The organism is Flavobacterium sp. RHBU_24 (genome assembly GCF_046613695.1).
In the GTDB taxonomy this organism is placed as follows: Bacteria; Bacteroidota; Bacteroidia; order Flavobacteriales; family Flavobacteriaceae; genus Flavobacterium.
On record NZ_JBKJHD010000004.1, the window covers coordinates 54,357 to 79,016 of the forward strand.

28 protein-coding genes and 2 pseudogenes are annotated in these 24,660 nt (G+C 42.0%); 17 read left to right on the forward strand and 13 right to left on the reverse strand.

Translation table 11 applies throughout. The features are described 5' to 3' along the window. Nucleotides 1–12: 12 nt before the first annotated feature. From ACLI09_RS05915 to ACLI09_RS05925, 3 genes and pseudogenes are all read left to right on the forward strand, one after another. Nucleotides 13–888 carry a hypothetical protein gene (locus tag ACLI09_RS05915; RefSeq protein ID WP_411418678.1) on the forward strand — a complete coding sequence of 292 codons (876 nt, stop codon included), beginning with the start codon at nucleotides 13–15 and terminating at the stop codon, nucleotides 886–888. Nucleotides 889–892: 4 nt separating this feature from the next. Beyond that, nucleotides 893–1,885 carry a tetratricopeptide repeat protein gene (locus ACLI09_RS05920; protein WP_411418679.1) on the forward strand — a complete coding sequence of 331 codons (993 nt, stop codon included), beginning with the start codon at nucleotides 893–895 and terminating at the stop codon, nucleotides 1,883–1,885. A gap of 10 nt (nucleotides 1,886–1,895) precedes the next feature. Continuing rightward, nucleotides 1,896–2,063 (forward strand): annotated as a pseudogene (locus ACLI09_RS05925) (endonuclease III); the annotation flags it as partial. Nucleotides 2,064–2,085: 22 nt separating this feature from the next. Here ACLI09_RS05925 and ACLI09_RS05930 read toward each other — a convergent pair. From ACLI09_RS05930 to ACLI09_RS05945, 4 genes are all read right to left on the reverse strand, one after another. Beyond that, entirely contained in the window at nucleotides 2,086–2,229 is a 144-nt protein-coding gene (locus tag ACLI09_RS05930; RefSeq protein ID WP_411418680.1) for a hypothetical protein, read from the reverse strand. Between the two features lie 60 nt (nucleotides 2,230–2,289). Beyond that, a complete protein-coding gene (locus ACLI09_RS05935; protein WP_411418681.1) occupies nucleotides 2,290–2,874 on the reverse strand; it encodes an RNA polymerase sigma factor in 585 nt (194 codons plus the stop codon). Between the two features lie 263 nt (nucleotides 2,875–3,137). Continuing rightward, nucleotides 3,138–3,611, reverse strand: a complete 474-nt coding sequence (locus ACLI09_RS05940; protein ID WP_411418682.1) for a DUF1905 domain-containing protein — start codon at nucleotides 3,609–3,611, stop codon at nucleotides 3,138–3,140. A gap of 27 nt (nucleotides 3,612–3,638) precedes the next feature. Then, nucleotides 3,639–4,631: a restriction endonuclease gene (locus ACLI09_RS05945; protein WP_411418683.1), complete on the reverse strand. Its 993-nt coding sequence runs from the start codon at nucleotides 4,629–4,631 to the stop codon at nucleotides 3,639–3,641. Nucleotides 4,632–4,720: 89 nt separating this feature from the next. On the opposite strand from ACLI09_RS05945, the gene uvrA reads away from it, so the two are divergent. The 8 genes and pseudogenes from uvrA (at nucleotide 4,721) to ACLI09_RS05985 (ending at nucleotide 14,845) form a co-directional block, all read left to right on the forward strand. After that, nucleotides 4,721–7,510 (forward strand): excinuclease ABC subunit UvrA, encoded by a 2,790-nt coding sequence (gene uvrA, locus ACLI09_RS05950; protein ID WP_411418684.1) that lies wholly within the window; start codon nucleotides 4,721–4,723, stop codon nucleotides 7,508–7,510. A 203-nt stretch (nucleotides 7,511–7,713) separates the two neighbouring features. Continuing rightward, nucleotides 7,714–7,860, forward strand: a pseudogene (locus ACLI09_RS05955) (HNH endonuclease); the annotation flags it as partial. A 111-nt stretch (nucleotides 7,861–7,971) separates the two neighbouring features. Continuing rightward, a complete protein-coding gene (locus ACLI09_RS05960; protein ID WP_411418833.1) occupies nucleotides 7,972–8,505 on the forward strand; it encodes a hypothetical protein in 534 nt (177 codons plus the stop codon). A 154-nt stretch (nucleotides 8,506–8,659) separates the two neighbouring features. Then, a complete protein-coding gene (locus tag ACLI09_RS05965; protein WP_411418685.1) occupies nucleotides 8,660–9,334 on the forward strand; it encodes a J domain-containing protein in 675 nt (224 codons plus the stop codon). A gap of 56 nt (nucleotides 9,335–9,390) precedes the next feature. Continuing rightward, nucleotides 9,391–10,413 carry a patatin-like phospholipase family protein gene (locus ACLI09_RS05970; RefSeq protein ID WP_411418686.1) on the forward strand — a complete coding sequence of 341 codons (1,023 nt, stop codon included), beginning with the start codon at nucleotides 9,391–9,393 and terminating at the stop codon, nucleotides 10,411–10,413. Between the two features lie 56 nt (nucleotides 10,414–10,469). After that, entirely contained in the window at nucleotides 10,470–10,883 is a 414-nt protein-coding gene (locus ACLI09_RS05975) for a hypothetical protein (RefSeq protein ID WP_411418687.1), read from the forward strand. A 509-nt stretch (nucleotides 10,884–11,392) separates the two neighbouring features. After that, complete coding sequence (locus ACLI09_RS05980; protein WP_411418688.1) at nucleotides 11,393–12,088, forward strand: hypothetical protein; 696 nt, start codon at nucleotides 11,393–11,395, stop codon at nucleotides 12,086–12,088. 498 nt (nucleotides 12,089–12,586) lie between these two features. Then, nucleotides 12,587–14,845, forward strand: a complete 2,259-nt coding sequence (locus ACLI09_RS05985) for a DUF349 domain-containing protein (RefSeq protein ID WP_411418689.1) — start codon at nucleotides 12,587–12,589, stop codon at nucleotides 14,843–14,845. A gap of 222 nt (nucleotides 14,846–15,067) precedes the next feature. Here ACLI09_RS05985 and ACLI09_RS05990 read toward each other — a convergent pair whose 3' ends face one another. The 5 genes from ACLI09_RS05990 to ACLI09_RS06010 are packed head-to-tail and all read right to left on the reverse strand — an operon-like array spanning nucleotide 15,068 to nucleotide 17,591. Beyond that, on the reverse strand, nucleotides 15,068–15,619 hold the full coding sequence (locus ACLI09_RS05990; protein ID WP_411418690.1) for a DUF4252 domain-containing protein: 552 nt from the start codon (nucleotides 15,617–15,619) through the stop codon (nucleotides 15,068–15,070). A gap of 5 nt (nucleotides 15,620–15,624) precedes the next feature. Beyond that, nucleotides 15,625–16,146: a DUF4252 domain-containing protein gene (locus ACLI09_RS05995; protein WP_411418691.1), complete on the reverse strand. Its 522-nt coding sequence runs from the start codon at nucleotides 16,144–16,146 to the stop codon at nucleotides 15,625–15,627. A gap of 44 nt (nucleotides 16,147–16,190) precedes the next feature. Continuing rightward, on the reverse strand, nucleotides 16,191–16,652 hold the full coding sequence (locus tag ACLI09_RS06000; protein ID WP_411418692.1) for a DUF4252 domain-containing protein: 462 nt from the start codon (nucleotides 16,650–16,652) through the stop codon (nucleotides 16,191–16,193). A gap of 5 nt (nucleotides 16,653–16,657) precedes the next feature. Continuing rightward, the gene (locus ACLI09_RS06005; protein WP_411418693.1) at nucleotides 16,658–17,095 is read right to left on the reverse strand and encodes a hypothetical protein; all 438 of its coding nucleotides are present in this window, start codon (nucleotides 17,093–17,095) and stop codon (nucleotides 16,658–16,660) included. Beyond that, on the reverse strand, nucleotides 17,076–17,591 hold the full coding sequence (locus ACLI09_RS06010; protein WP_411418694.1) for an RNA polymerase sigma factor: 516 nt from the start codon (nucleotides 17,589–17,591) through the stop codon (nucleotides 17,076–17,078). Before ACLI09_RS06010 ends, ACLI09_RS06005 begins: the two co-directional genes overlap by 20 nt. Before the next feature lie 109 nt (nucleotides 17,592–17,700). Between ACLI09_RS06010 and ACLI09_RS06015 the strand changes: the two genes are divergently transcribed. Together ACLI09_RS06015 and ACLI09_RS06020 are read left to right on the forward strand one after the other, a co-directional pair. Beyond that, the gene (locus ACLI09_RS06015) at nucleotides 17,701–19,158 is read left to right on the forward strand and encodes a S41 family peptidase (protein ID WP_411418695.1); all 1,458 of its coding nucleotides are present in this window, start codon (nucleotides 17,701–17,703) and stop codon (nucleotides 19,156–19,158) included. A gap of 119 nt (nucleotides 19,159–19,277) precedes the next feature. Continuing rightward, on the forward strand, nucleotides 19,278–20,168 hold the full coding sequence (locus tag ACLI09_RS06020; protein ID WP_411418696.1) for a hypothetical protein: 891 nt from the start codon (nucleotides 19,278–19,280) through the stop codon (nucleotides 20,166–20,168). A gap of 51 nt (nucleotides 20,169–20,219) precedes the next feature. Here ACLI09_RS06020 and ACLI09_RS06025 read toward each other — a convergent pair whose 3' ends face one another. Both ACLI09_RS06025 and ACLI09_RS06030 read right to left on the reverse strand, forming a co-directional pair. Then, entirely contained in the window at nucleotides 20,220–20,444 is a 225-nt protein-coding gene (locus ACLI09_RS06025; protein ID WP_411418697.1) for a hypothetical protein, read from the reverse strand. A 194-nt stretch (nucleotides 20,445–20,638) separates the two neighbouring features. Continuing rightward, nucleotides 20,639–20,833 carry a hypothetical protein gene (locus tag ACLI09_RS06030; protein WP_411418698.1) on the reverse strand — a complete coding sequence of 65 codons (195 nt, stop codon included), beginning with the start codon at nucleotides 20,831–20,833 and terminating at the stop codon, nucleotides 20,639–20,641. Between the two features lie 194 nt (nucleotides 20,834–21,027). On the opposite strand from ACLI09_RS06030, the gene ACLI09_RS06035 reads away from it, so the two are divergent. Continuing rightward, the gene (locus tag ACLI09_RS06035; RefSeq protein ID WP_411418699.1) at nucleotides 21,028–21,315 is read left to right on the forward strand and encodes a hypothetical protein; all 288 of its coding nucleotides are present in this window, start codon (nucleotides 21,028–21,030) and stop codon (nucleotides 21,313–21,315) included. Further along, nucleotides 21,297–21,536 carry a PCC domain-containing protein gene (locus ACLI09_RS06040; protein WP_411418700.1) on the forward strand — a complete coding sequence of 80 codons (240 nt, stop codon included), beginning with the start codon at nucleotides 21,297–21,299 and terminating at the stop codon, nucleotides 21,534–21,536. The genes ACLI09_RS06035 and ACLI09_RS06040 overlap by 19 nt, the downstream gene beginning before the upstream one ends. Here the strand turns inward: ACLI09_RS06040 and ACLI09_RS06045 are convergent. Both ACLI09_RS06045 and ACLI09_RS06050 read right to left on the reverse strand, forming a co-directional pair. Next, a complete protein-coding gene (locus ACLI09_RS06045; RefSeq protein ID WP_411418701.1) occupies nucleotides 21,533–22,441 on the reverse strand; it encodes a ribonuclease Z in 909 nt (302 codons plus the stop codon). The two genes, ACLI09_RS06040 and ACLI09_RS06045, sit on opposite strands and share 4 nt — an antisense overlap. A 136-nt stretch (nucleotides 22,442–22,577) precedes the next feature. After that, the gene (locus ACLI09_RS06050; protein WP_411418702.1) at nucleotides 22,578–23,333 is read right to left on the reverse strand and encodes a helix-turn-helix transcriptional regulator; all 756 of its coding nucleotides are present in this window, start codon (nucleotides 23,331–23,333) and stop codon (nucleotides 22,578–22,580) included. Between the two features lie 209 nt (nucleotides 23,334–23,542). Here ACLI09_RS06050 and ACLI09_RS06055 point away from each other — a divergent pair, with 209 nt between their 5' ends. Together ACLI09_RS06055 and ACLI09_RS06060 are read left to right on the forward strand one after the other, a co-directional pair. After that, a complete protein-coding gene (locus ACLI09_RS06055; RefSeq protein ID WP_411418703.1) occupies nucleotides 23,543–23,938 on the forward strand; it encodes a molecular chaperone Tir in 396 nt (131 codons plus the stop codon). Between the two features lie 4 nt (nucleotides 23,939–23,942). Beyond that, on the forward strand, nucleotides 23,943–24,659 hold the full coding sequence (locus ACLI09_RS06060; protein WP_411418704.1) for a PspA/IM30 family protein: 717 nt from the start codon (nucleotides 23,943–23,945) through the stop codon (nucleotides 24,657–24,659). Nucleotide 24,660 lies beyond the last annotated feature (1 nt).

The following is a 24,660-nucleotide window of genomic DNA, read 5'->3' on the forward strand; positions in this document are numbered from 1 at the left end:
AACTTCATTTATATGAAAAGACTTACTTTTTTATTGTTATTTATTTCTGCATCAGCATTCGCGCAAAACGATATGAAGGCCAGGATAGAATATGAAGATGCCGAAACCTCGTTTGCAGCAGGCGATTTCCCCACAACGCTTTCACATCTTGAAGAAGCAACAAAACTTTTGAATGGAGGAAATACTAAAATAATGTATTTGCAGATTTTAACAGAAAGGGAACTGGCAAAAAAAGATACGGTGTATTTTTCGAAAGTAAAAAAAACGATTGAAGATTTTGAAAAACTGCCGGGCTATCCATCATTTTCAGACGACAAGAAAGCGGAAGTCTACAGGATATACAAAAAGCTTAATGACGACAAAGCTGCCGCTATTAGTGGGATGGCCGACAAGAAAATATCGGATGAAAATTTCAAAAAATATTCTTACTTAAACTGGCCTTTTGACATTACAATAGACGAACTAAAAAAACTTGCAGGAAACAAAGGGTTTTTCAGGAAAACCAAGGTTGTAGATAAAGAAAAAAAAGATTTTTATGGCTATAAACTTTATCAGTTGAGCAACTGGGACCTGAGTACCATGACACACAAGGGCCTGCAAGGTGTTCTGTATGATGACAATAATATGGTAAAAGGCTATTATATTGTTAAAGAACAAGGTTATTATGAGGGCCATATCTCTGCCGAGCAATTTAAATCGATAGTGGAGCCAACACTTACTGAGCTCACAGGCTTGTTTGGATTTAATCCTGAAATACAAAAAGATTCAGATTATTCGATGAATTATCGCTGGAGTAAAGACAATAAGCTGGTTTTGTATTCATGCTACGCGCAGGACTATAAAGACCAGACGTATGTTTATAATTCAATCTCTATTTTAACCAAATAACGCGATGAAAATCATTACATTATTAGTCCTTTTTATCTCTGCAACTGTGTTCGCACAAAATGATATGAAAGCCCGTATAGAATATGAAGATGCCGAAACCGCTTTTACTACAGGAGATTACGAAAAAGCAGTAGCCCATTTAAGGGATGCTGAAAAATTATTAGGAAAATGGACCCCAAAAGTGAGTTATCTGCTTATCTTGTCTTTGGATAAAACCATAGATTATGAAAATGCGGATGCACGAAAACTTCTTGATGATGAGGTTAAAAAATACATGCAGTTTGCGGCCGAAGCAAAAGATTTAGACGAAGATAAGTTTAGGGAAATAAATACCATAGAAAAATATGTAACCGCTACCGGCAAATGGGATGGGGACGAAGATTATGAACTGGCAGGAAAATTTCGGGAAAAAAATGAGTATGACAAGGCATACAGTCACTACAAAAAATCGGCGGCAAAAGGAAATCTCTGGTCTGTAACTTTTTTAGGATGGTGCTACGAAGACGGAAAAGGTGTTGAGAAAAATCAGGTAGAGGCTAAAAAATATTACAAAATAGCAGCTGAACGAAAAATTACCGTTGCAATGAATAACCTTGGAACATTATATTATGAAACACAAAAATATCCTGAAGCAAAATATTGGTTAGAAAAAGCGGCAGCAAAAGGCAATAACCAGGCAAAGTGCGCATTAGGAACAATGTATTTTGCAGGACTGGGGGTAACAAAAGATTATGGTAAAGCACTCAGTTGGTATGAAAAACTGGATAAAGATTTTACTGTATATCCCTTCCATATGCGGGTAATGGGAATTTTGTATTATTACAAAAAAGACAAACCAGATTATGGGCAGGCTATGAAATATCTAACCGCAGCCTACGAAAACGGCGATGCGAATGATAAAACCGAAGCAAAATATTTTATATCAACGATGTATGAAGAAGGATTAGGCGTGGAAAAAAGTAAAAAGCTTGCCAAAGAATGGCTGAAAAAAGAATAATGGCCACAACAAAAAGCTGTTCCCTAAAAACCGCTGGAACGACCTGCACTTGCAAATAATGGTATGGTAGGCAATATTGCCCCGCATGCGGAGGGATTTAAGCAAGGATATTATTACCGCCACCATAGGCCGCAAAACAGTGCTTGAAGAATACTATAAAAAAACCTCCCGTAAATAAATCGCGGGAGGTTCAAGGAAAATTAATTAGCAATATTTTCGTAAATGCCGTTCTCCGTCCTCACAATTGTAAGTGATCTGGAAAAGCTTAATAAAAAATCAACTGTTTCTTTTTTAGGCAGCATAACCTGTTCAGTAGGTTTTGTTTGAGAGTAGAGTTTTGCCATGAAGCTGTGTTTATTTGTTATCTTTATAACACTACAACGCAAAACAACAACCCATATTGCCTAATTGGTTAAAATAATTTTGTTTTTATCAATTACTTTACGCAGGTTCATCAGCGCGTAGCGCATACGGCCCAGCGCGGTATTGATGCTCACACCGGTAAGGTCGGCTATTTCTTTAAAGCTCAGGTCCTGGTACATGCGCATTTGCAGCACCTCTTTCTGGTCTGCCGGAAGCTCCTCAATAAGGCGCTGTAGGTCGGTCTCCACCTGCTCAGTAATAATCTGGCTTTCTATGTTAGGGCTGTTATCGCTCATGATAGAGAAGATAGAAAACTCCTCTGTTTCGCGGTACATGGGCATTTTTTTGTTACGGCGAAAGTGGTCTACAATAAGGTTGTGCGATATGCGCATTACCCATGGCAAAAACTTACCCTCTTCGTTATAGGATTGCGATTTCAGCGTTTTTATTACTTTAATAAAAGTATCCTGAAAGATATCATCAGCGATATCCCTGTCAGAAACCTTAGAGTAAATAAAACCGTAAATTTTAGATTGGTGCCTCTTTATTAATATAGATAGAGAACCTTCGTCTCCGCCCATATAATCTTTCACCAGAACAGCATCAGGGATTACAACATTAGCCATAGCAATACTTTTTAGCGTTTTTTGAATTTTGGTAATACACACCGCGTTGGTCCACGGTTCTAAAAAGTAAAGTTTTCGCTTATAGGCTCTGTTAATTAAGAATTAATGATATGCCAAATATAATATAATTAAATCTTAAAAAACAAGTGCCAAATTAAATTTTAACAAAAATTGCGCAATAATATTTGTTAAGGCAATGTAAACGCAGTAGTAACAGCAAACGAAAACGTTTCGCTATCGCAATTTTAGCAGTTTTATGTATACTAGATAATCTTTTCATTGCGTTGCAGGCGGTATACAGTCTTAATGATGCGCTCGTTAACCGTCTCCGGCCGCTTAGCAGAGTAAATCCAGCGGGCACAGAGGCGCTGCTCAAATTGCTTGCGTTTCAGGAAGTGTTTATACACGCCGGCCTCCTCCAGCCGGGATTGCAATGCTTCGGGAATTTTATAGGGTTCGTCGTCTTTATACAATATAATATGCACGTAGTCGCCCTCCTCCTTTTTAATGGCCTTGCGAATCTCCGCCCGCACCGGCAGGAACAGCCCGCCATCGCCCATGGGCATAATACTACAGGTTTCTATTTCAAATCCATCAATACTTCCCTTAACCTTAACCATGCCAAAGGGAACGCCTTTATCCCGCGGTATATCATCTATTCGAGCATACGTCCACCCACCCTTACCGGGGATGCGCTCGAGGATGTATTGTTTGTTTGTTAGGGGTTCGTTGTTCATAAATAAATGGAACGCGAGTGACACGATTTATTCGTTACTACCTAGAAAATAAATGGAATGTAAAGGCAACCTGTTTTTATCTTCATCGGTCATCTTAATATAGAACTCTTGCCAAAGTTCAATAAATTCGTCAATATCTAAAAGTCTTATGTGCCGATGGCTTTCTCTGGCCGTTCTGATAGATTCAGATGTAAATTGGCCAGACGTAATAAACAAACCAACATCTCCATCTTTATTTAATAAACCTGTAAGGCTTCTTATATCATCAACAGGAACAGAAGAATCAGGCCTGTGTTTAACCTGAACTTTTAATCTAGGAGTTGTAGCACCTAAAGGATCATTGTAAGCTATTATATCTAATCCACCATCCTTACCTTTTGGAGAGACAAATGGAGTATGATAATCCATGGCTCGCAATAATGCTGCAACCATGTCCTGAAATTCATATGGATTTTTATTTCTTATAAAGTCTTTAATTCCCGCAGTAGCCTGATCCTCCAGTAAATCTAAATTTGCCTTTTGAGTTTGAGTTTTATTTTCTTCAAGCTCAATAACTACTTCAGAATCATTGGCCTGTTTACCTTTATTATTTGCGGCCCAATGCTTATATAATTGAGATGCCGTTTCCAAAAGTTTTACAGGGCCTAAAGATATTGCCTTTTCACCTTCTTCTGTTAAATACCAAATCCCCTTATTTTTGCGCAGAAAACCAGCTTTAATACAATCAATAGTATAGAAATGAAGTATGGATTCCCAACGAACGTAACCTGTTTTCTCATAAATCTGTTTTTCCCATTCTGTAAGGTCTTCAATATCTCTAATCTTCTCAATAACTTGTTTACCTGGGAGTTCACCACCAGCATCTTTAAGTATTTGAAAGCTTGCGTAAATATTTTTTGCTGCACTTCTTTTCGAAGGTGCTAATTTCTCTAATTCTTTATTCATTGTATTCAGGTTGATTGCATCAAATATAATCATTCCTTTCAAAAATCCGTGTCCATCTGCTAAAATCCGTGTCATCCGCGTTCCATTAAAACCCATTTTATCTTCTCAATCCCTTAACAAAAATCTCCCCATAAAACCGTATCTTCGCACATTACATTTTTGCCATGATAAAGACGGATTTCTCTACCTTAGAACCTAAGAAAAACATACTGATAAAAGGTGCGCAGCTGCACAACCTTAAGAACATAGACGTAGCCATACCGCGCAATAAGCTGGTGGTGGTTACAGGGTTATCGGGTTCGGGCAAGTCGAGCCTGGCGTTTGACACGCTCTACGCCGAAGGCCAGCGCCGCTATGTGGAAAGCTTATCATCCTACGCCCGGCAGTTCCTGGGCCGCCTTGATAAGCCTAAGGTGGAGTACATTAAGGGCATTGCCCCCGCCATAGCCATAGAGCAAAAGGTAAATACCACAAACGCCCGCAGTACCGTCGGCACCAGCACCGAAATTTACGATTACCTTAAGTTGCTGTTCGCGCGCATAGGCCGCACCTACTCCCCCGTTTCGGGGCGTGAGGTTAAGAAGCATACCGTAACCGATATTGTAAATACCGTAAAGGGCTTTGAAATGGACAGCCGCTGGCTGCTCCTCGCCCCTGTGCATACCGAGAAAGGCCGTACCATAGAAGAGAAGTTAGGCATCCTGCTACAACAGGGTTTTGCCCGTATCTTGGTTGATAACGAAACCCTTCGCCTTGATGATATTGCCGGGGTAGACTTTACCAATAAAGAGGTGCTGCTGGTGGTTGACCGTATTGTAGTGAAAGACGAAGAGGAATTCTATAACCGCCTTGCCGATGCCGTACAAACCGCTTTTTATGAAGGCAAGGGCGAAGCATTCCTTCAGGAAGTAAGCTCGGGTAACCGCCTGCCGTTCAGCAATAATTTTGAACTTGATGGCGTAACATTTGTTGAGCCTAACGTACACCTGTTTAGCTTCAATAACCCGTACGGCGCCTGCCCATCGTGCGAAGGTTACGGCAGTATTATAGGCATTGATGAAGAACTGGTGGTACCTAACACGGCGCTGTCTATATACGAAAACGCTATTTACCCATGGCGTGGCGAAAGCATGGGCTACTACCGCGACGAACTGGTTAAGGCCAGCCATAAGTTTGACTTTCCCGTGCATAAGCCGTATTTTCAGCTGAGTGAGAGCGACCGCCAACTCGTTTGGACAGGCAATAAATATTTTACCGGGCTTAACGAGTTTTTTAGGGAACTGGAAGAAAAGAACTATAAAATACAAAACCGCGTGATGCTGAGCCGTTACCGTGGCAAAACCAGATGCCCCGAATGTAAAGGCAAGCGCCTGCGCCCGGAAACCAATTATATAAAAATTGCCGACCATACCATTAGCGACCTGGTAGACCAGCCGATCAAGCACCTGGTTACCTTCTTTGAGCAACTGGAACTGAACGAATATGATACCAAAGTAGCCAAAAGGCTTTTGGTGGAAATAAACAACCGCCTGCGCTTTTTGCAGGAAGTGGGCCTTGATTACCTGACGCTGAACCGTAAGTCGGCTACACTATCAGGTGGTGAGAGCCAAAGGATTAACCTGGCTACGTCATTGGGCAGCAGCCTTGTGGGCAGTATGTATATCCTTGATGAGCCGAGTATAGGCCTGCATCCAAAAGACACCGAGCGCCTTATAAAGGTGCTGGAAGGCCTTCGCGACCTGGGCAATACCGTTATTGTGGTAGAGCACGACGAAGACATCATGAAACAGGCTGATATGATTATCGACATTGGCCCTGAGGCCGGTACGCATGGCGGGGAATTGGTTGCACAGGGCACGTATGACGAGATACTAAAATCCGATTCGCTTACCGCGAAATACCTCAACGGCGAGCTCGAAATAAGTGTTCCAAAAAAACGCCGCAAATTTAAGCACCATGTAGAGGTTATCGGCGCGCGCGAAAACAACCTGCAAAACATAGATGTTACTTTTCCGCTGGACTGCCTTACGGTTATTACCGGGGTGTCGGGCAGTGGCAAGAGTACGCTGGTTAAGAAGATATTGTTCCCAGCCATACAAAAGCAACTGGAAGGCGTAGGCGAAAAAGCCGGACAGTTTACCGAACTCCGCGGCAGTTACAGCCACATTAAGCACATTGAGTACGTAGACCAGAACCCCATAGGCCGCAGTTCGCGCTCTAACCCGGTTACCTATATTAAGGCGTATGACGACATCCGCGACCTGTTTGCAAAGCAAAAGCTGAGCCAGGTGCGCGGCTACCAAAGCAAGCACTTCTCCTTTAACGTAGACGGTGGCCGTTGCGAAACCTGCAAAGGCGAGGGTGAAGTTACCATAGAGATGCAGTTTATGGCCGACGTGCACCTGCTGTGCGAAACCTGCAACGGCAAGCGCTTTAAAAAAGAGATACTCGAAGTTACCTTTGAAAATAAAAACATAGACGACATCCTGACCATGACGGTTGATGATGCGGTTGTCTTTTTTACCGAGCACAAGCAAACCAAGATCATGACCAAGCTGCAGCCGTTACAGGATGTTGGGTTGGGTTATGTACAGCTGGGGCAGAGCTCCTCTACCCTTTCGGGTGGTGAGGCGCAGCGCATTAAGCTGGCATCGTTCCTGGTTAAAGGCGCTACTAAAGATAAGGCACTGTTTGTGTTTGACGAGCCTACCACGGGGCTGCACTTCCACGATATTAAAAAGCTGTTGGCCAGTTTTGAAGCCCTGCTTGAAAAAGGGCATTCCATCATTGTTATTGAGCACAACCTCGACCTGATTAAGTGTGCCGACTATATCATAGACATTGGCCCTGAAGGCGGCGAGAACGGCGGGCATTTGGTTGCTTTTGGTACGCCTGAGGAAGTGGCTAAGAACCCGAAAAGTGTTACGGGGGAGTATTTGCGTAGTAAGTTATAATTTGTTTCAGGTTTCAGGTTTAAAGTTGGATCTTCACTCGGATGTGTTATTCGTTGCGGATATCTTACCCTTTCTTCACGTCCTGTCATTGCGAACGCAGCTTGCGGAGTGTGGCAATCTAAGAAAATATTTGTACATTTATAATCGGAGTAAGAGTTTTCTTGCTCTGATTTTTTTTATTATAAACATGTTTATCAGAACATATGAAATGTATATTTTGTAAAAGAAATTCAGATAATTCAAAATCCGTCGAGCATATAATACCTGAGTCTTTGGGCAATAAGTCCCACGTCTTAACTACTGGAATTGTTTGTGACCAGTGTAATAATTATTTTGCAATAAAGATTGAGAGAAAAGTTTTAGAACAACCATATTTTAAAAATTTAAGGCATCGCAATCTAATATTCAATAAGAAGAACAAATTACCATCACATACTGCTTTCTTAATTCATGAAAGCCAGATGAAAGATATTGAAATAACAAATAGTGATAAAGAGAACTTAAAAGCTAATATTTTAAACAGGGATTTTTTTCAATTAGTATACGAAGGTAAAATTCAAAAGCTTTATGTCCCCATTATACCTGTCCCAAAGATGAAAGATATTCATATATCAAGATTTCTTGGTAAAATAGCTTTAGAGGCTTTCGCTGATCGAGTTAAACAAGTTGCAGATTGGAATGAAGATTTTATTAATCATGAAGGACTCGATGAATTACGGTCTTATGTAAGATATGGGAAAGGAAAATTTTGGCCTTATAAGGTTAGAAAAATTTATGATGAAGACTCTAACATAAAAGTAAAACATGAAAATTCAGATATGTTTATTCAGACAATACATGAGTATGATTTTCTGTATATTGAGAATAAATATTTATATTTCATCTGTGCTATTATGGGAATAGAATATTCTATAAATATCGGGGATAGACCTTTGACTGAATATGAAAAGTGGTTAAAGCAAAATAATGATTTAAGTCCACTTTACATAAAATAAAAAAGTGTAGATATTTACGTAAAACCATATTCACCTAAAATCTGAGTTAGTACATAAAACCATGAAACCAATCCTACCCCAATTAAATATACAATCCCACCTTACTATAATTAATCTAAAAATTCCCTAAATTGCCCTTCCGAAAATTTCACTTTTGAAAGACTACTACCACATACTTGGCCTTACGTCAACTTGCCAGCAGGCCGAAATAAAAAAAGCCTACCGGGTACTGGCGGTACAATACCACCCCGATAAAAACAACGGCGACAGGGCAAGCGAAGAGCGTTTTAAGGAAATTTCAGTGGCGTATAGCACACTAATTGACGAAGCCCTGCGTAACGAGTACGACTACATCCGCGGGTACAAAACTACCTACAGGAACCTTCGTACCGAGCCGGGCGCGCCATCGCCGGTTAGCTACCTTACCCGGGTGCAGCGCATAAAAACACAGGTGCTTAACGCGGGCGGGCGTATTAACAAAACAGCGCTTTTTACGGTGCTGAATGGTTTGCTTAACGAAAAAACCATAACGTACCTCATCCTGCAACGTGATATACTTACCAACAACCTTATTACAGACGAGGTGTTTACCTGCTGCGTTTTCCTTGATGAGGCGGCAAAGGCAACCTTATACAGCAGCCTGGAAAAACTAGCCAATGGCGACCCTAAGTTTGCCGAAAAGCTTGCCCTGCGCAACAAGCGGGATAGCACGGCACAAAATTTTACGATAAGCAAACCTGCCGAAAGTACCGATGAACGCCCGGCAACAACTACAATTTTGATTTTTATACTGTTTATAGTGCTGTTTGTTATACTGTTGGCATTGTAGTGATGAAAATAAATGATACATTGTTCCGTTTTGTATCTGAACCCAAGCAACACATCATGAAGAAAACACTCCTCCCCTGCCTCCTGATGATATATATTACATGCTTTGCCCAGCAGCAGTCTATAGAAAACCTGGTGTTTGAAGGTGCGGGCATCCGGGGCATAGCCTACTCCGGGGTGATAAAGCAGCTCGAAGAAAAGAATGTGATAGCCGGCATTAAAAAAGTGGGCGGCACATCGGCGGGTGCTATTACATCGTTGATGTTATCGCTGGGGTATACCTCTGATGAGATATACAGCATTATTTCAGCAACAAAATTTGAGAAATTCAACGATGGAGAGCTACTGTTTGTAGGCGGGTTTTCGCGGATGAAGAAAAAGTTCGGTTGGTACAAGGGTGATGCGTTTACCCACTGGCTCGAAAAAATAATAGCCGGCAAAACCGGTAATGCCAATATCACTTTTAAAGAGCTAGAGGCAGCAGGTTTTAAGCAACTCTATGTAACGGCTACCTGCCTTAACAAGCAAAAGTTGCTGGTGCTCTCGGCGGAAACCTACCCCAATATGAAGGTCAAAGATGCAGTGCGTATTTCAATGTCGGTTCCCTTATATTTTGAGGCCGTTTTTATCGATGCCGAAGGAAGGGTCTACCACAAGCCTAAAAAACACAAAGGCCTTGATGTGGTGGTAGATGGCGGCATAATAGGCAACTTCCCCATATTTATGTTCGACAGCATCTATACCGATGCTTCCCACCACAAAATACGCATACCCAACCCTAAAACCCTTGGTGTGCGCATAGATTCTGACGCACAGATAGAAAGCGATGCAGATACTAAAGCCTTAGTGCCTGTGCCCATTAATAACCTGGGCGATTATATGCAGGCCTTTTATGTGCTTACGCTTGAAAACCTTAACCGTAACCAGCTTACGGAAGAAGACTGGCAGCGCACAATATCAGTGTCATCGGTGGGTATTGCGCCAAAAATTAAAAAGCTGAGCGAAGCACAAAAACAGTCGCTGATTAAAAGCGGAGAGGCACATACGCTCAGTTTTTTAGCGAAGCAGGAAAACCCATAAACTTATGGCTGTTAAAAATAAAATACTATTTTTGCCTGATAACCAATTATCCAGGTATGAAACCTTACGTAGAAACTTCGGGCGACCCAAAACCAATTTCCATCGTCGGCTTAGTAATAGGCATCCTTAGCTTATTCTTTTCACTTATCCCGTGTGTGGGTAGCTATGCTATGGGGCCCGCCCTGCTGGCATTCATGTTCTCTGCCATTACGTTTTTTATTTTTAGGGCAAGGGAACAAAAAAGCGGTGTATCGTTGGCAGGTATGATTGTCTCGGCCTGCGCTATAGGTGTCGGGATATACCAGTATGTAACTTTCCGGGAAGTGTTTAAGGCAAAAGAAGAAATTACCCGCGAGGTAAACGAAGCCGGAAAGCAAATAACAGAACAAATGCTTGACACTTTAATAATCAGCAGCCAGCGTGTTAAAGATACTATCCCCCCGGCAGAAGACAGCCTTAACCGGCAATAACGGTGATTACCATGCTATTAACCTGTTGCTATGGCTAGTTGTAGCAGCATGCCTGGCAATAGTACGATTTAACGGTTTCCATATACAATGCATTTATAAACAAGCGGGGCTTAGTTGCGCGTCGTGCGGGCTAACTACTTCATTCCGTCTGGCTTTGCGTGGCGATTTTTCAACTATCCCGACGGCATTTTTACTGCTGTTTTTACTCTTTGCATCCCAAATTGTACTGCGCCCTATAATTAGTTTTATACTCTCTTATAAAAATTATAAAACTTTAGTAATAATAGACTCAATATTTCATATCGTTGTGGGTATTTTGTGCGCCTACTTTCTCTACAAAGAGAATTAAACATCTAAAAATCAAATATATAAATAATTAGATAAAATTAACTACAACGTTTTAGTGTTTTGGCATGGCATTTGAAATTAGCTAATCAAACACGCCTGTTAAAGTGTTTGCGTAAGCCGAAAAGCAAAGAGTAGGCACCAAATTTTAAATTTTAAATGTCATGAAAACAATTACACTTTTAGTTGCCGGATTATTCCTTACTGGTGGCCTGGCCACAGCGTCAGAAATAAATGTATTTTCTGGCAACATATCTTACAATTATTATCCCGTAGATTATCGCAATGCAGAGCCGGTTATATTTATGGAACGCGGTATAGAGTTTATGGTGTTCCCTAATGGTGAGATGGATTTTAATACCCAGCCCTCGGTTGCCAGTGGTAGTTATTACCGCACCGCACAACCTTCAAGGCGCGCTAACCAAAATACTACCTATGGTGCCCCCGGCTACCAGAATGCCGGCCATGGAGTGCGTGTAGACCATGATTATAACGGCCGCGTAAGGCGTGTGGGCAATGTGTATATCAACTACGATTATAACGGACGGGTAAAACGCATAGGCAGCGTATATATGAGCTATAACCGGTTTGCGCTTAACCAGATAGGCCTGTTGAAATTAATATACGACAACAGGGGACGCATTGTAGATGCCCGCGGTTATGTAAATGTCGATAACCGTGGCTATGCATACCAGCCCGCTTATAACGATACTACCGGCGGAAATTATAATAACGGGTACCAAAACAACTATAACGGAGATACTGACAATAGCGATGATAATGATAACTATTATTACCGCCCGGCAGCACCTGCTACAAGTAATGCTCCCGCACAAAGCGGTGGCAGCAGGCAGAAATAATTTCCTGCCAGTAAAAAAAAATAATAAAATTTTTAAACACAAAAGCCCTGATTTTTCAGGGCTTTTAATTTTTAGTAAGATTTTTTTGTGATTAATTTGAGTAGCAAAATTTGTGATTATTAAAATTACCTTATATTTGCACTTTGGCACGTAAGTTGCTAAAATATTTATTATAAACCTCTTGAGGTTTATTAATAATTGGTTGGTTGGTTTGTTAAGTCCCGCTTATTTCTGCTCTAAGAAATAGCGGGGCTTGCTTTTTAAGGCAAAACTGCCGTCTTGCAGTAGTATCGCCGGTAATTTTATAAAAGCGAACCTAATATACTAGATTGCCCATAATCCTGTATTTCTGTACGATTAACATTACGATGAACGACAACACTATGGAATTTTCTCATTTGTAGAAAATTATCAGAAATTAATGTTTTTCTTTGAATATTAAACCGACTTTACTATCTTTCGGCGACTAAAGCAGTAAACCCCTTAAGCATTTAAATAATGTTAGAAGATAAACACGATAACCTGCAAAATTCGGACGGAAACGGAATAACAGGCGCAGGAGACACCTTTGAAAATGGTTATTTCCCTAATAAAGCAGTAGATAATGATGACCTTCCTGAGGATGCGGATGATATAAAAAGCATCAGTGAGACCGAAGGCCAGCTGCCCTTTGCCCCTGAAGAACTGCTTAATGCCGGTACTGATACTAATGATAGTGCTGAACCGGAGGTTGTAGAGGCCGAAACTGCTATCGAGCAAGAGGCAGCGGCTCAAGGAAAAGAAGCGCCCGTTGAGGAAGCAGCCGATGTTAAGGAAGTTATTACTGAAGAAATAGTGGCTCCCGAAGAAATAGTGGCTGAAGAGGCAAGCGAAGAAACGGCTGCCGAAAAAGGGGAACCAACGGCTGACACGGCTGTGGAATCAGCTTCGGGGGAAGAGCTACCATCGGAAGATGCCGCTGCATCAACCGAAGAGCCCGCTGCCATTGAAGTGCACCACGAGGAAGAAGACCAAGCGGAGGAAGTGGCTGATTACAGCGCATTCTCTATGGAGGCGCTTACCGATGAACTTCAGAAGCTGGTTGCTACCGATAAAATAAATTCGGTAAAAAACAGTGTTGAAGAGGTTAAAAGGGAGTTTTATTCTAAATACAACGATTTTATAGAGGAGAAGAAAGAAGCCTTTGCCGCTGAAAATAACGGCGACACAACGGATTTTGAATATAATTTTCCGTTAAAGACAACGTTTGACGGCCTTTACAACCAGTACCGCGATAAAAAGAACGCGCATTTTAAAAAGGTGCAGAATGACCAAAAAGGCAACCTTGATGCGCGACTTGCCATTGTTGAGGAGCTTAAGGCCCTGGCAGACGGCAGCGCCGATAACCTTAAAGATGCCGTAAAACAGGTTAACGACCTGCGCGAGCGCTGGAAAAACGCCGGGCCTATACCCAGGGACAAATACAACCACGTTTTTAATAATTTCCATTTCCATATAGAGCGGTTTTATGACCACCTGCACCTTGACCGCGAGGCCCGCGACCTTGACTTTAAGCACAATCTGGAGCAAAAGCAAAAAATTGTAGAGCGTGCTAAAGAGCTTGTAGAAGATACGGATATAAATAAGGCTTTCCGTGAGTTGCAGGCGCTGCACAAAATCTGGAAGGAAGAAATAGGACCTGTATCGCGTGAGCACCGCGAAGAGATCTGGAAACAGTTTAGCGACCTTACCCGCCAGCTGCACGATAAGCGCGAAGGGTTATTTGCCCGCTCCCGCGAGGTTGAAACCGAAAACCTGAAAACAAAACAGGAAATTATTGCGCAAATTGACGCCATAGCTGCCGAAAAAGTAGCTTCACACGGTTCATGGCAGGGCCAGATTGACAAGATAGAAGCACTCCGCGACCAGTTCTTTAAAACGGGTAAAGTACCTCAGGAAGTTAATGAGGAAACCTGGGCGGCGTTTAAGGCTGCGGTACGCAACTTTAACACGGTTAAAAATTCGTTTTATAAAGACATTAAAAAAGACCAGCAGCATAACCTTAACCTCAAGCTGGCCTTAGTGGAAAAAGCCAACTCGCTTAAAGATAGCGACGATTTTGCTGCCACTACACAGGTAATGAAACAAATACAGGACGAGTGGAAAACCATAGGCCATGTACCACGCAAGTACAGCGATGTGGTATGGAAAGACTTTAAAGCTGCCTGCAACCATTATTTTGACAGGCTGCACGCCCATCGCAACGCGGCTGACAGCGAAGAAGTTGAAGCCTTTGAAAAGAAGAAAGAATACCTTGACAGCCTAAAGGATTTTGAGCTTACGGGCGACCATAAAACCGACCTCGATGCCATAAAACAGCATATTGAAAACTGGAAAGGCTTTGGCCGGGTACCACAGGCGCGCAGGCATATAGAAGGCAAATTCAATAAGATATTGGATGCGCTGTTTGATAAGCTAAGCCTGAGCAAGAAGGAAACCGATATGGTTAAATTTAACAACAGGCTGGGGCAACTGGCAGAAAGCGACGACAGCCGCAAACTGGAAAACGAGCAGATATTTATTATGCGTAAGATTGATGAGGTTCAGGCGGAAATATTCCAGCTGGAGAACAACATACAATTTATAAGCAACGCAAAAGCAGACAATCCATTTGTAAAAGAGGTGTACAAAAGCATCGACCGCCATAAGGAAGAGCTTAAAACCTGGAAAGAGAAACTTAAACAGATTCGCACCCTTAACCAGGGGCCTAAAGAATAACATTGTGTAAATAGTTAGAAACCGGCTGATTGCCGGTTTTTTTATTAGCTACAGGCATTTCGAAACGTGTGACTTAAAATGCCTTTCAATTCCCTTAAAAACCCTTATGCTTTTAGTTTATGGCAAATATCTCCAAATGACGGCGATACAATTTAGCTTAAATAATCAAAAAGCCCGCAACAATTACGTTACGGGCTTTTTGAGTTTATTCTTTATAAAATACTATTTGGCAACATTAGCGGCAAACAACTGCTTAAGCGGTGCCATCTGGGTATCGTCAAAGCCCGATTGTTGAAGTATCTGGCCTATGGTAAATACATTAGCTGGTGTCATATCATTACCTGTAACGCGTACCAGGCCAAAACCGGTACCCTCATTCCGGAAATAGATAACAAATTCTTTAATATGCTCGCCGGCGCCTTTTGTGTTTACCGAGCCGCCCATACCATCGTGGTTAAATTTAATCAGCTCATCATACGCATCGGTCTTTAGCAGCGATTTTACCTCGGCTACCTGGGTTTCATATTCTTTGCCGTTAAGGCTGTCTGCCTTAAAAAACAGCACGTTAACATGCTCTACCGATGCAAGCGCCTCTTTTTGGCCGGCAGTAAGGTTAAGCTTGTCCGTTTTCAGGATGCTCTTGCCTATATCAACCGCCATAAAGCCTTTAGCCTCACTTTTTTCCACAAAATACCTTTGCATGGTAGGCTCGCTGCTGCATGATGAAAGCAGTGCTATGGCTGCCGCTGCGAGTATATAAAAAAATCGTATCATAAAACTTATTTTTTAGAGGCTTTTTTAAGGGCGGGGCCACCGGGCAGGTTCATCTTATCGGTAAGTACCGATATATCGTTCAGGTCAAATGTGCCGGTTAGCGACATCAGTACCGTATCGCCTTTGCCGCCGTCTATAAACATCAGCAGCTCTTTTAACTGGGTTGTGGTAGCGCCCTGCTTTACATAAATTTTTATGGTATTGCCTTCGCTGTTTACACGCATCAGTTCATCAAGCGGGTTCGATTTCAGGTAGCTGTCTACAGTAGCCTTCATTTCACCGGTAAGTTTGGCATTGCTGGTGGTAAACACCCGCAGGTTATCCAGTTTTTTTACCAGGCTCTGGTACTGCTGCACATCCTTATCCTTAGGGTCCATCTTCATTTCGCCTATCAGCTGGAACATCTTTTTGTTTACTATTACTGATGTAATGCCGGTCCTGTCTTCAAACTTTGTAAAGGCAGTAGCCTGTGCAAGCATCATGGCCGGTAACAGGCCGAGTAATAGTGCTATAAATAACTTTTTCATTTTAGTATTATTAATTTTTCTTTTTAAAATCTTTTTTCGGGCGGTTACTGCAGGTCTTTCATACCCTTAAGGTCAATATTTCCGCTAAAGGTAATTACAACCAGCTTGCCTTCTTTATCTTCTACCGAAACAAGCGCTTCTTTTAGCTTGCCCGCCCCTTCTTTTACAAACAACTGAAACTTTGCCCCGTCGCCATTTACACTAAACATCGGCTCAAGCCTGTCTTTTTTTAGGTAAGAGGCCATGGCCTTCTTAAGCGATTTAATGTGCTTTTCTTCAGAGGTACTCAGTATTTTAAAGTTATCGACATCTTTAATCATGTCGAGGTATTTTTTTGCCTTTTCATCTTTTGCCTCGGCTTTAAAGCTATCGGCCATGTCAAAAAAACTGCCGCTTATGGCTACCGACTCTATGCCGGCTACATTTTGAAACTTCTCAAATTCAGATTGTGCAAAGCCTGCAAGCGGCATGGCTGCAATTAGCGCGGTGATTATAAACTTTTTCATCTTGGTTATTCTTTAAAAATTGTTTTTCTTGTTTCTTCGTATTCTCCTATGTAATTAATACTGTTTACCCCCACATTTACATTTTTTGAGAGCATATTAAGCGCCTTCTGCGTTTCTGCGAAAGCCTCTTCGGGCGTATCATACGTACCCAGGTCATCGGAAGGCTGGTTTGCGGTATACCATGCAAACATGCCTGCCACAAGTACTACACTGGCCGCGGCAGGAACCCACCGTGTGTAGTTTATTTTGCGTTTAAGCGGCATTTGTTTTGTAAAGCTTCCGGTAGCTTCCTGCTTAAAGTAAGCAAACATTGCCGTATAGTGCTGCAGCTGTGGCGCCACATCTGCCTGCGCAAAGTATTGTTTTAGCTCCCGCTCCTCAGCTGTAGTCGTTTCGGCTTCTAAATACTTTTCTATCAGTTTTTCAATTCTTCTTAATTCCATAGCTATGTGTTTTTGTCATTTCTTCCCGTAGTGTTTTGCGTGCCCTGCTCAGGGCTACCCGCACCGCGGTTTCATTCATGTCCATTATTTTAGCAATTTCTGTAAACTCATATTCTTCTATATCGCGCAGTTGTATTATCATCCGCTGCTGTTCTGGCAGCTGCTGCATTATCTTCTCGGCCCACTGCAAGCTGTCGCGGTCTTCTGCCTGTTGCTGCAATCCTGCCTGGCGGTCGCTGTAATTAGAATGTACTATCCTCATTTCGCCTGCCTGTTTGCTTTTAAGGCGATCCAGGCTGTAATTTTTTGTCATGGTCATGGCCATTGCCTCTACGCTGCTGTAGCCGCTTAGCTTCTCGCGGTTGTTCCATAACTTTACAAGCACCTCCTGGGTGGCGTCCTCGGCTTCCTCGGTACTTACCAGCAGCCGCCGTGCCAGCCGGAACACCTTGTCCTTAAACGGGGATATGACTTTAATAAACTCCGCCTGGTTCATTTTTACTGGTTGTTATTACTGGTTCTATACAAGCAAGACGATTAGGTATTATTTTTGTTACATTGATATTAAAATTATTTAAATTTACGTTTTAATACTAAAAAGCTGCATGAAAAAGATTGGACTATTACTGTTTTCGCTGGTACTGGGCGCTATAACGCTGCAGTCGTGTGAAGACCAGGACGACAACGCCGTACCCGTAAACGATTTTATATGGAAGGGCCTTAACCTGTACTACCTGTACCAGGAAAATATACCTAACCTGGCCGACGGCCGCTTTAGCAACCAGGGCCAGCTTAACGCATTCCTGGAAACCTACCAGAACCCCGAGGAACTTTTTGAAAGCCTTATATACCGCGAGGATGCATCAGGCAACCCGGTAGACAGGTGGAGTGTGTTGTTTTCTGATTTTCTCGTACTGGAAAATGCATTACAGGGTGTAAGTAAAAGTACGGGTGCCGAGTTCGGCCTTGTATATGTTCCGGGTAGCACTACCGATATTTTTGGCTATGTGCGTTACATAATGCCCGGCAGCGACGCGGCAGGTAAAGACATTCAGCGCGGCGACATTTTTTATGCCGTTAACGGTACCCCACTCAATGTAAATAATTACCAGAGCCTGCTATCGCAGGACAACTATACGCTAAACTTTGCCGACTATAATAACGGTACCCTGACGCCAAACGGGCACGATGTATCGCTAACCAGGACCGAATACAGCGAAAACCCGGTGTATATAGCCAATACGTATACCAGCGGCAGCCACAAAATAGGGTACCTGATGTATAACGGTTTTTACAGCAACTATGACACCCAGCTTAATGCAGCCTTTGGCGAATTTGCAGCGGCCGGGGTAACGGACCTGGTACTGGACCTTCGTTATAACGGCGGCGGCTCTGTGCGCACTGCCACCTACCTGGCAAGTATGATAACCGGGCAGTTTAACGGGCAGCTGTTTGCTAAAGAACAGTGGAACGATAAGTTACAGGCTTATTATGAAGACAATTCGCCCGAAGCACTTGAAAATAAGTTTGCAAACCAGCTGGCTAACGGCACTGCAATAAACAGCCTGAACCTTAATAAAGTTTATATACTGGCTACAGGAAGTACGGCTTCGGCAAGCGAACTGGTTATAAACTGCCTCAAGCCGTATATAGATGTAACGGTAATAGGGTCTACTACTGTAGGTAAAAATGTAGGGTCGGTAACGTTATATGATTCGCCCGATTTTACGGCAAGCCACCGCAGCGGCAGCCACCGCTATGCCATGCAGCCTATTGTGCTGCGTGTGCTTAACAAAAATAACTTTGGCAATTACAGCAACGGCATTGAACCTGATGCCGGGCAAAACGAAGACTTTGGTAACCTGGGCGTGCTGGGCAACCCAGCGGAGCCATTATACGCAAAAGCAATTAGCCTGATAACCGGGGGCGGCAGGCACGCGCCTGACGATGCACCTGCCCTGCGCCTGTTTAAAGACAGTAAAAATATGAAGCGTTTTGGCAACGAAATGTATGTGGAAGGACTACCTGGCGGATCTACAGGCTTAATTAAGGATTTGCAGTAGCTATTGCTATAAAATTGTGACTATTTTCTGTTTGAAACCTTATGAATAAACCTTCCCTCTCCTTAAGAGCGGGTTTGGGGTGAGGCCGGAACTTTTATTTAAAATAACTTTAAAACTCAATGCATAAAATACTATCCTTATCCTTACTGCTGTTTGCGTCTGTTTACACTAACGCACAGCAAAAATCACTACGCTATAAAGACCATCTTGATTACTACAGCGAACATGCAAAAAGCACGGTACTTACAAAAGGCCTTAATTTTTTAGCAGATGGTAACTATGTATTAAAAGGAAGTAAGGAGGATTTTAAATTTTTGCTTGAAAAAAAGCTTGAAATTGAACAGAAACACCTTGTAAATGTAGATTCGATTTATTTATATGGTATGATAAAAGACTCGGTGAAAGTGAACCAATGGGTGTTAAAGTATAAGGCTAAAAAGAGCAACACCATTATAGACTTGGTTACGGAAAAGAATTTATTCATGGACATTGATGTGGAGAATATTAAAAATATTTTGCACTACGGCGAATCAGGTAAAATACAGACGCTGGGTAAAAATTATTCCGGCAAACGTACCATGACCTATTCCGATGAGTATATTTATATGGGCTTTTACAATACCATGACAAATCCGGAGGGAAACAGGTTTACCGAACGGGAAGACATTGTTATTTCAAGGGAAAGCGGCGATGTTAAATACAAATCCCTCACTACCACAAATTGCGGGAAATATAATTTAAACATCTCCAGGACAAGTAAAAACATCAGTAAAACGTTAGAAACGGATATTGTATTTGACGATGGTGATCCGTTGCTAAAATCACAGGCAGGTGTAAATTTGTACCGTGCCTATATAAAAGAAAGCTATAATAAAGGAAAACTTACTGCATTTACTATTGCCTATACAAACCAAAACAAAGGCGAAGGATTATTTAGTAAGCTAATTGACACTGTTACTTATCAGGACCTTATTTACCGGTTTACCCTTAAATGTGAGTATATCGACTAAAAAACGCTGCCTTATCAGGGCAGCGTTTTTTAGTAAGTAAGCTTGGGCGTTTTAATTAAACTTTACTTCAAGTACGTCAATTTCGCCTTCCTTAACTTCGCCATTGTTGTCGGCTATTATATTGATGCCCGAAATGCACAGTGCTTTCGCCCTTTTCGTCCCTTTAATTATGAGTTTATCAAAGTTAGACGGGTGCAGCATGAGCATTACATTTTCGGTAAGGGCGTTATTAGCTATAAAATTTTTAATGGTTGCTAAGTCGATATTGTTTTTCATGGCGATAAGGTGTTATGGGTTTTGTTTTACAAAGATGCCCATTTAACCCGTGCGCCATTGGTAAGGATATGCTAATTAAATACTAAAGTTTCTTAACACTGTCAGCTTACTCCCGGGCCTGCCTTTCGCGAAAAAATTCAATTTTACGCGTACATTACTTTTAAGTAGTTGATTGTTCAAAAAGCAGATTTATTTTAAAAAAGTATTATGGAACTAATTTCATTAAGCTTTAAAAGCTTAACATTTGTCTTTAAAAGGTTTTTAAGCTGAAGGCTGCACGAAACTTCTTCCGCGCCTTTTACGCTTTTGTCAATTTCGGCGGCTGCCACCATAAAAGATATGGTTGCACTGTCGTTTTTCCTGATGTTTGTATTCATTATCCTTTCCATCACAATAGCATTAGGTAATTTATAAAGTAATTATTTTCATTCTCTAAATTAGTAACATATTTTTAAATATTGCACAAAAATCTATTAAATAAAAGCTAAATACCGGTAGTATATATTTAACTGCTAATTAACGACCCATTAATAAGAAAGTAAAATTATTGCGCCTACCTTTAGTAGAATTATGATAGATTGTTATGAAAAACCTATACATTTTATTCTTACTACTTATATTAATGTATGCACCAGCCCAAAATCAACAACCTGCAACTGAACGCTATATAAAAGTGCCACACGGTTACCTTATGGTACTGCGTCAGGGCGATATTATTTTGCAGGAAATAGAAAAAATGGCAGTTGACGAAAACGTACCGGCGGCTACTTTTACCGGCTTAGGCTTTGTGAATATAACCTTCGGATTTTTCGACTTTAAAACCAGGCATATAACCCCAAGGCGTTTAAGGATATGGAACTTGCCTCACTAACCGGCAGCATTGCCTGGCAAAACGGTAAACCGTCAATCCATGCGCACGGGGTGGTAACGGGTAAAGATTTTACGGCACATGGCGGGCATATACTGTCGGGCACGGTAGGTACAGGTTCGGTAGAAATAAGCGTTACCGTGCTTGATAAAAAGCTGGAGCGTATTAAAGAAGAAAAACTGGGCGCCAATGTACTGTGCCTGGGCAACTGCCCGAAACCTTAATCTAAGTCAAATACCTTACCGTCGTTAGCAAGCTCCGTATTCTCAAAAACGGTAATGGCTTCCTGCTTAAAGAGTTCAATAGATTCATAGCGTGTGGAGTAATGCCCCAGTATAAGCCTGCCCACGTTTGCCTTTAATGCTATGGTCGCGGCCTGTTTTGCGGTACTGTGCATGGTGGTTTCGCAGTAGTGCTCTTCGCTTTGCAAAAAGGTACTTTCGTGGTACAATACATCTACATCTTTAATAATAGGTATGATGCTTTCCAGATAAGTGGTGTCACTGCAAAAGGCATAGCTTTTAGCCGGGGGCGGGTCAAACGTAAGCAGTCCGTTAGGCACTATTTCGCCGCTGTCAAGCGTAATATCGCCGCCGTATTTTATTTTGTTGTAATAAACCACATCAATACCATAATTTTCTACGGCCTCTATATTCAGCTTACGCTCAATATTTTTTTCTTCAAAAAGGTAGCCGTTAGTGTACACGCGGTGCCTTAGCGGTATAGTAGTTACCTTAACCTTGTCATCTTCAAAAATAACTTCAGGCTCCTTGCTTTCCAGTTCGTGGAAATACAGGTTGTATGATGTCCAGCTGTTAGATACTTTAAGAAGCAGCAATATAACTTCTTTAATCCCCTTAGGGCCATATATGTGCAGGTCGTTTTTGCGGCCCAGCAGCGCAAACGTAGAGATAAGTCCTATAAGCCCGTAAAAATGGTCGCCGTGCAGGTGCGAGATAAAGACCTGGTTTATTTTGCCAAATTTTATCTTATGTTTACGGAGTTGTACCTGCGTGCCCTCGCCGCAATCGATAAGGAACATACGGTTTTTTATTTCAAGTACCTGCGATGTAGGGTTAGTAAGCGTGCGTGGGGTGGCCGCGTAACAGCCTAATATGGTTAGTGTCATTAAATGGTGTGTTTAAGTAAAGCAGGCAGCCCTGCTTTAAAACAAAGCGTGCAAGTTACTAAAAAACACAACAGGAAAAGTATAACAAAATACTAAAAACCGAAGGCAAACGCCTAAAGTGTTTATATTGCTAATGCTACCATCCCGGCGCTTTACGCAGTGCCGAAATTGTATTTTCAAGCTGGGCGAGGCGCTGCTCCAGTTCGTTTTCGCCAGTGGGCAACGTGTAGCGAAAGTAATGCACCACCTGCCACAGTGCTTTTATTTCCTTAACAGCAAGCGCTATAGGCTCTACGCCATGATGGCTCGCCTTGAGCACGGCCATTTCCCCCTGAAAAATAAACTGGCGAAAATAAATATGTGTTCCCGTAAGTACCAGCACCAGTTGGCCATTCGCACTGGCGTATTCACTTTCGGCAACCAGGCTGCCCACAACTACATCTTTGGGTAAAAAGCCGCCTGTACCGCTCATGGTAAGGTCGTCTACTACATACGCCAGCTTATCATCCGCCGAAGTTTCCGGCAGGCAGATAACGGGCAGTTGCAGGCTGCTAATACTATTGGCATCGGTAAAATTTGCTATAAAATTGTGCTTTCCTTCCTCAGTAATACAAAGTATACCGGGAAATGAAGCGCATTCATTAACCCCGGATCCCGTAGTTATCGCCTCATTAAAATGCAGGAGCTGGTTAACAGTAAGCTCTTTTGTGAGCAATTCTTCAAGCGCAATACTAAAATGGTTAGCAATTTTTAGTACAGTATCTATCTTGGGGTTACTGCGGTCTTCCTCATAAGCACCAAGTGTAGCTCGCTTTAAATCAAATAGTTCCGCAAACTGCTGCTGACTAAGTCCATGAACGCTGCGTATTTTTTTTATATTTTTTCCGAACATCTGAAAAATATTTTGCTAATATTATTTGCAAATATAAAATTACCTGTTATCTTTGTACTAATCATTTGAGCAAATATAATAATTATGCTAATATGATTAGCTGAATGCGCAGATTATTTAGAGGCTTGTTTATAAGTAATAATAAGTTAGCTTGTAATTGACTGCAAAATGAGCGAGTTTTATAACATTATTCAACCATCCGTTACAACATGAAAGACTATTTTGGAGTAGTAAAAAGCTACCTGACTGACCTTCAGCTCGAAATAAAGCACGAGAATACTGCTGACAGTATTTTTATTGTGAGCAGCGAGCAGGACGGTATTGTGAACCTTATTATCTGCGTGGCCTACCCTATTATTATTTTTGAGCAGTATTTGTTTGAAATTAAGTCCGGCTCACCCGATGTGTTTAAGGCGCTGCTGCAAAAAAACAGGGACATCATCCATGGGGCTTTTGTGCTTGATGGCACCGGTAGTAAAGTAATCTTCAGGGACTCGCTACAACTGGAAAACCTTGATCGCAATGAGTTTGAGGCTACCTTAAATTCGCTCAGCCTGTTGCTAAGCGAATATTCTGAACAGATTATTAATTTTTCAAAACAGTAATGCTATGAAGTTTCTAAGAAGGATTTTTAAGATAGGGCAGGCCGAAGTGCACCATGCCATAGACAATATGGAAGATCCTATTAAAATGACCGAGCAGGGCATACGCGATATGAAAGACGACCTTGATACCGCCCTTGAAGCCCTTGCACAGGTAAAGGCCATGAGCATACGTGCCAAAAACGAGATAGAGGAATATAATGCCAAGACCGAAGACTATAACGAAAAGGCCATGCTCCTGCTAAAAAAAGCACAGAAAGGCGATATGGATAGCACCGAGGCCGACCGCCTTGCTACCGAAGCCCTGATTAAAAAGGAAGAGAACGCCGCCAATAAAGACCGCGCCATAGCCGACAAGGAAAAGTTTGACCAGAATGTGGTGCAGATGGAAGCCAATGTGCAAACCATAAAGCAGAACATAAGCAAGTGGGAAAACGAGCTTAAGATACTGCGCAGCCGTGTAAAAGTAGCCGATGCCACTAAGAGCCTTAACCAGCAAATGGCCAGGATAGACAGCAACGGCACCATAGCCCTGCTGGAGCGTATGAAAGAAAAGGTAAGCCAGGAAGAAGCTCTTGCAGAAGCCTATGGTGATATAGCCAACTCCTCAAAATCTATTGATGATGAGATTAATAAGGCCGTAAACGTAAACCAGACCAAAGCCTTTAGCGAACTGGAAAAGCTTAAGGAGCAGCTGGGCATATCGGGCCCCAGTGATAATTAAT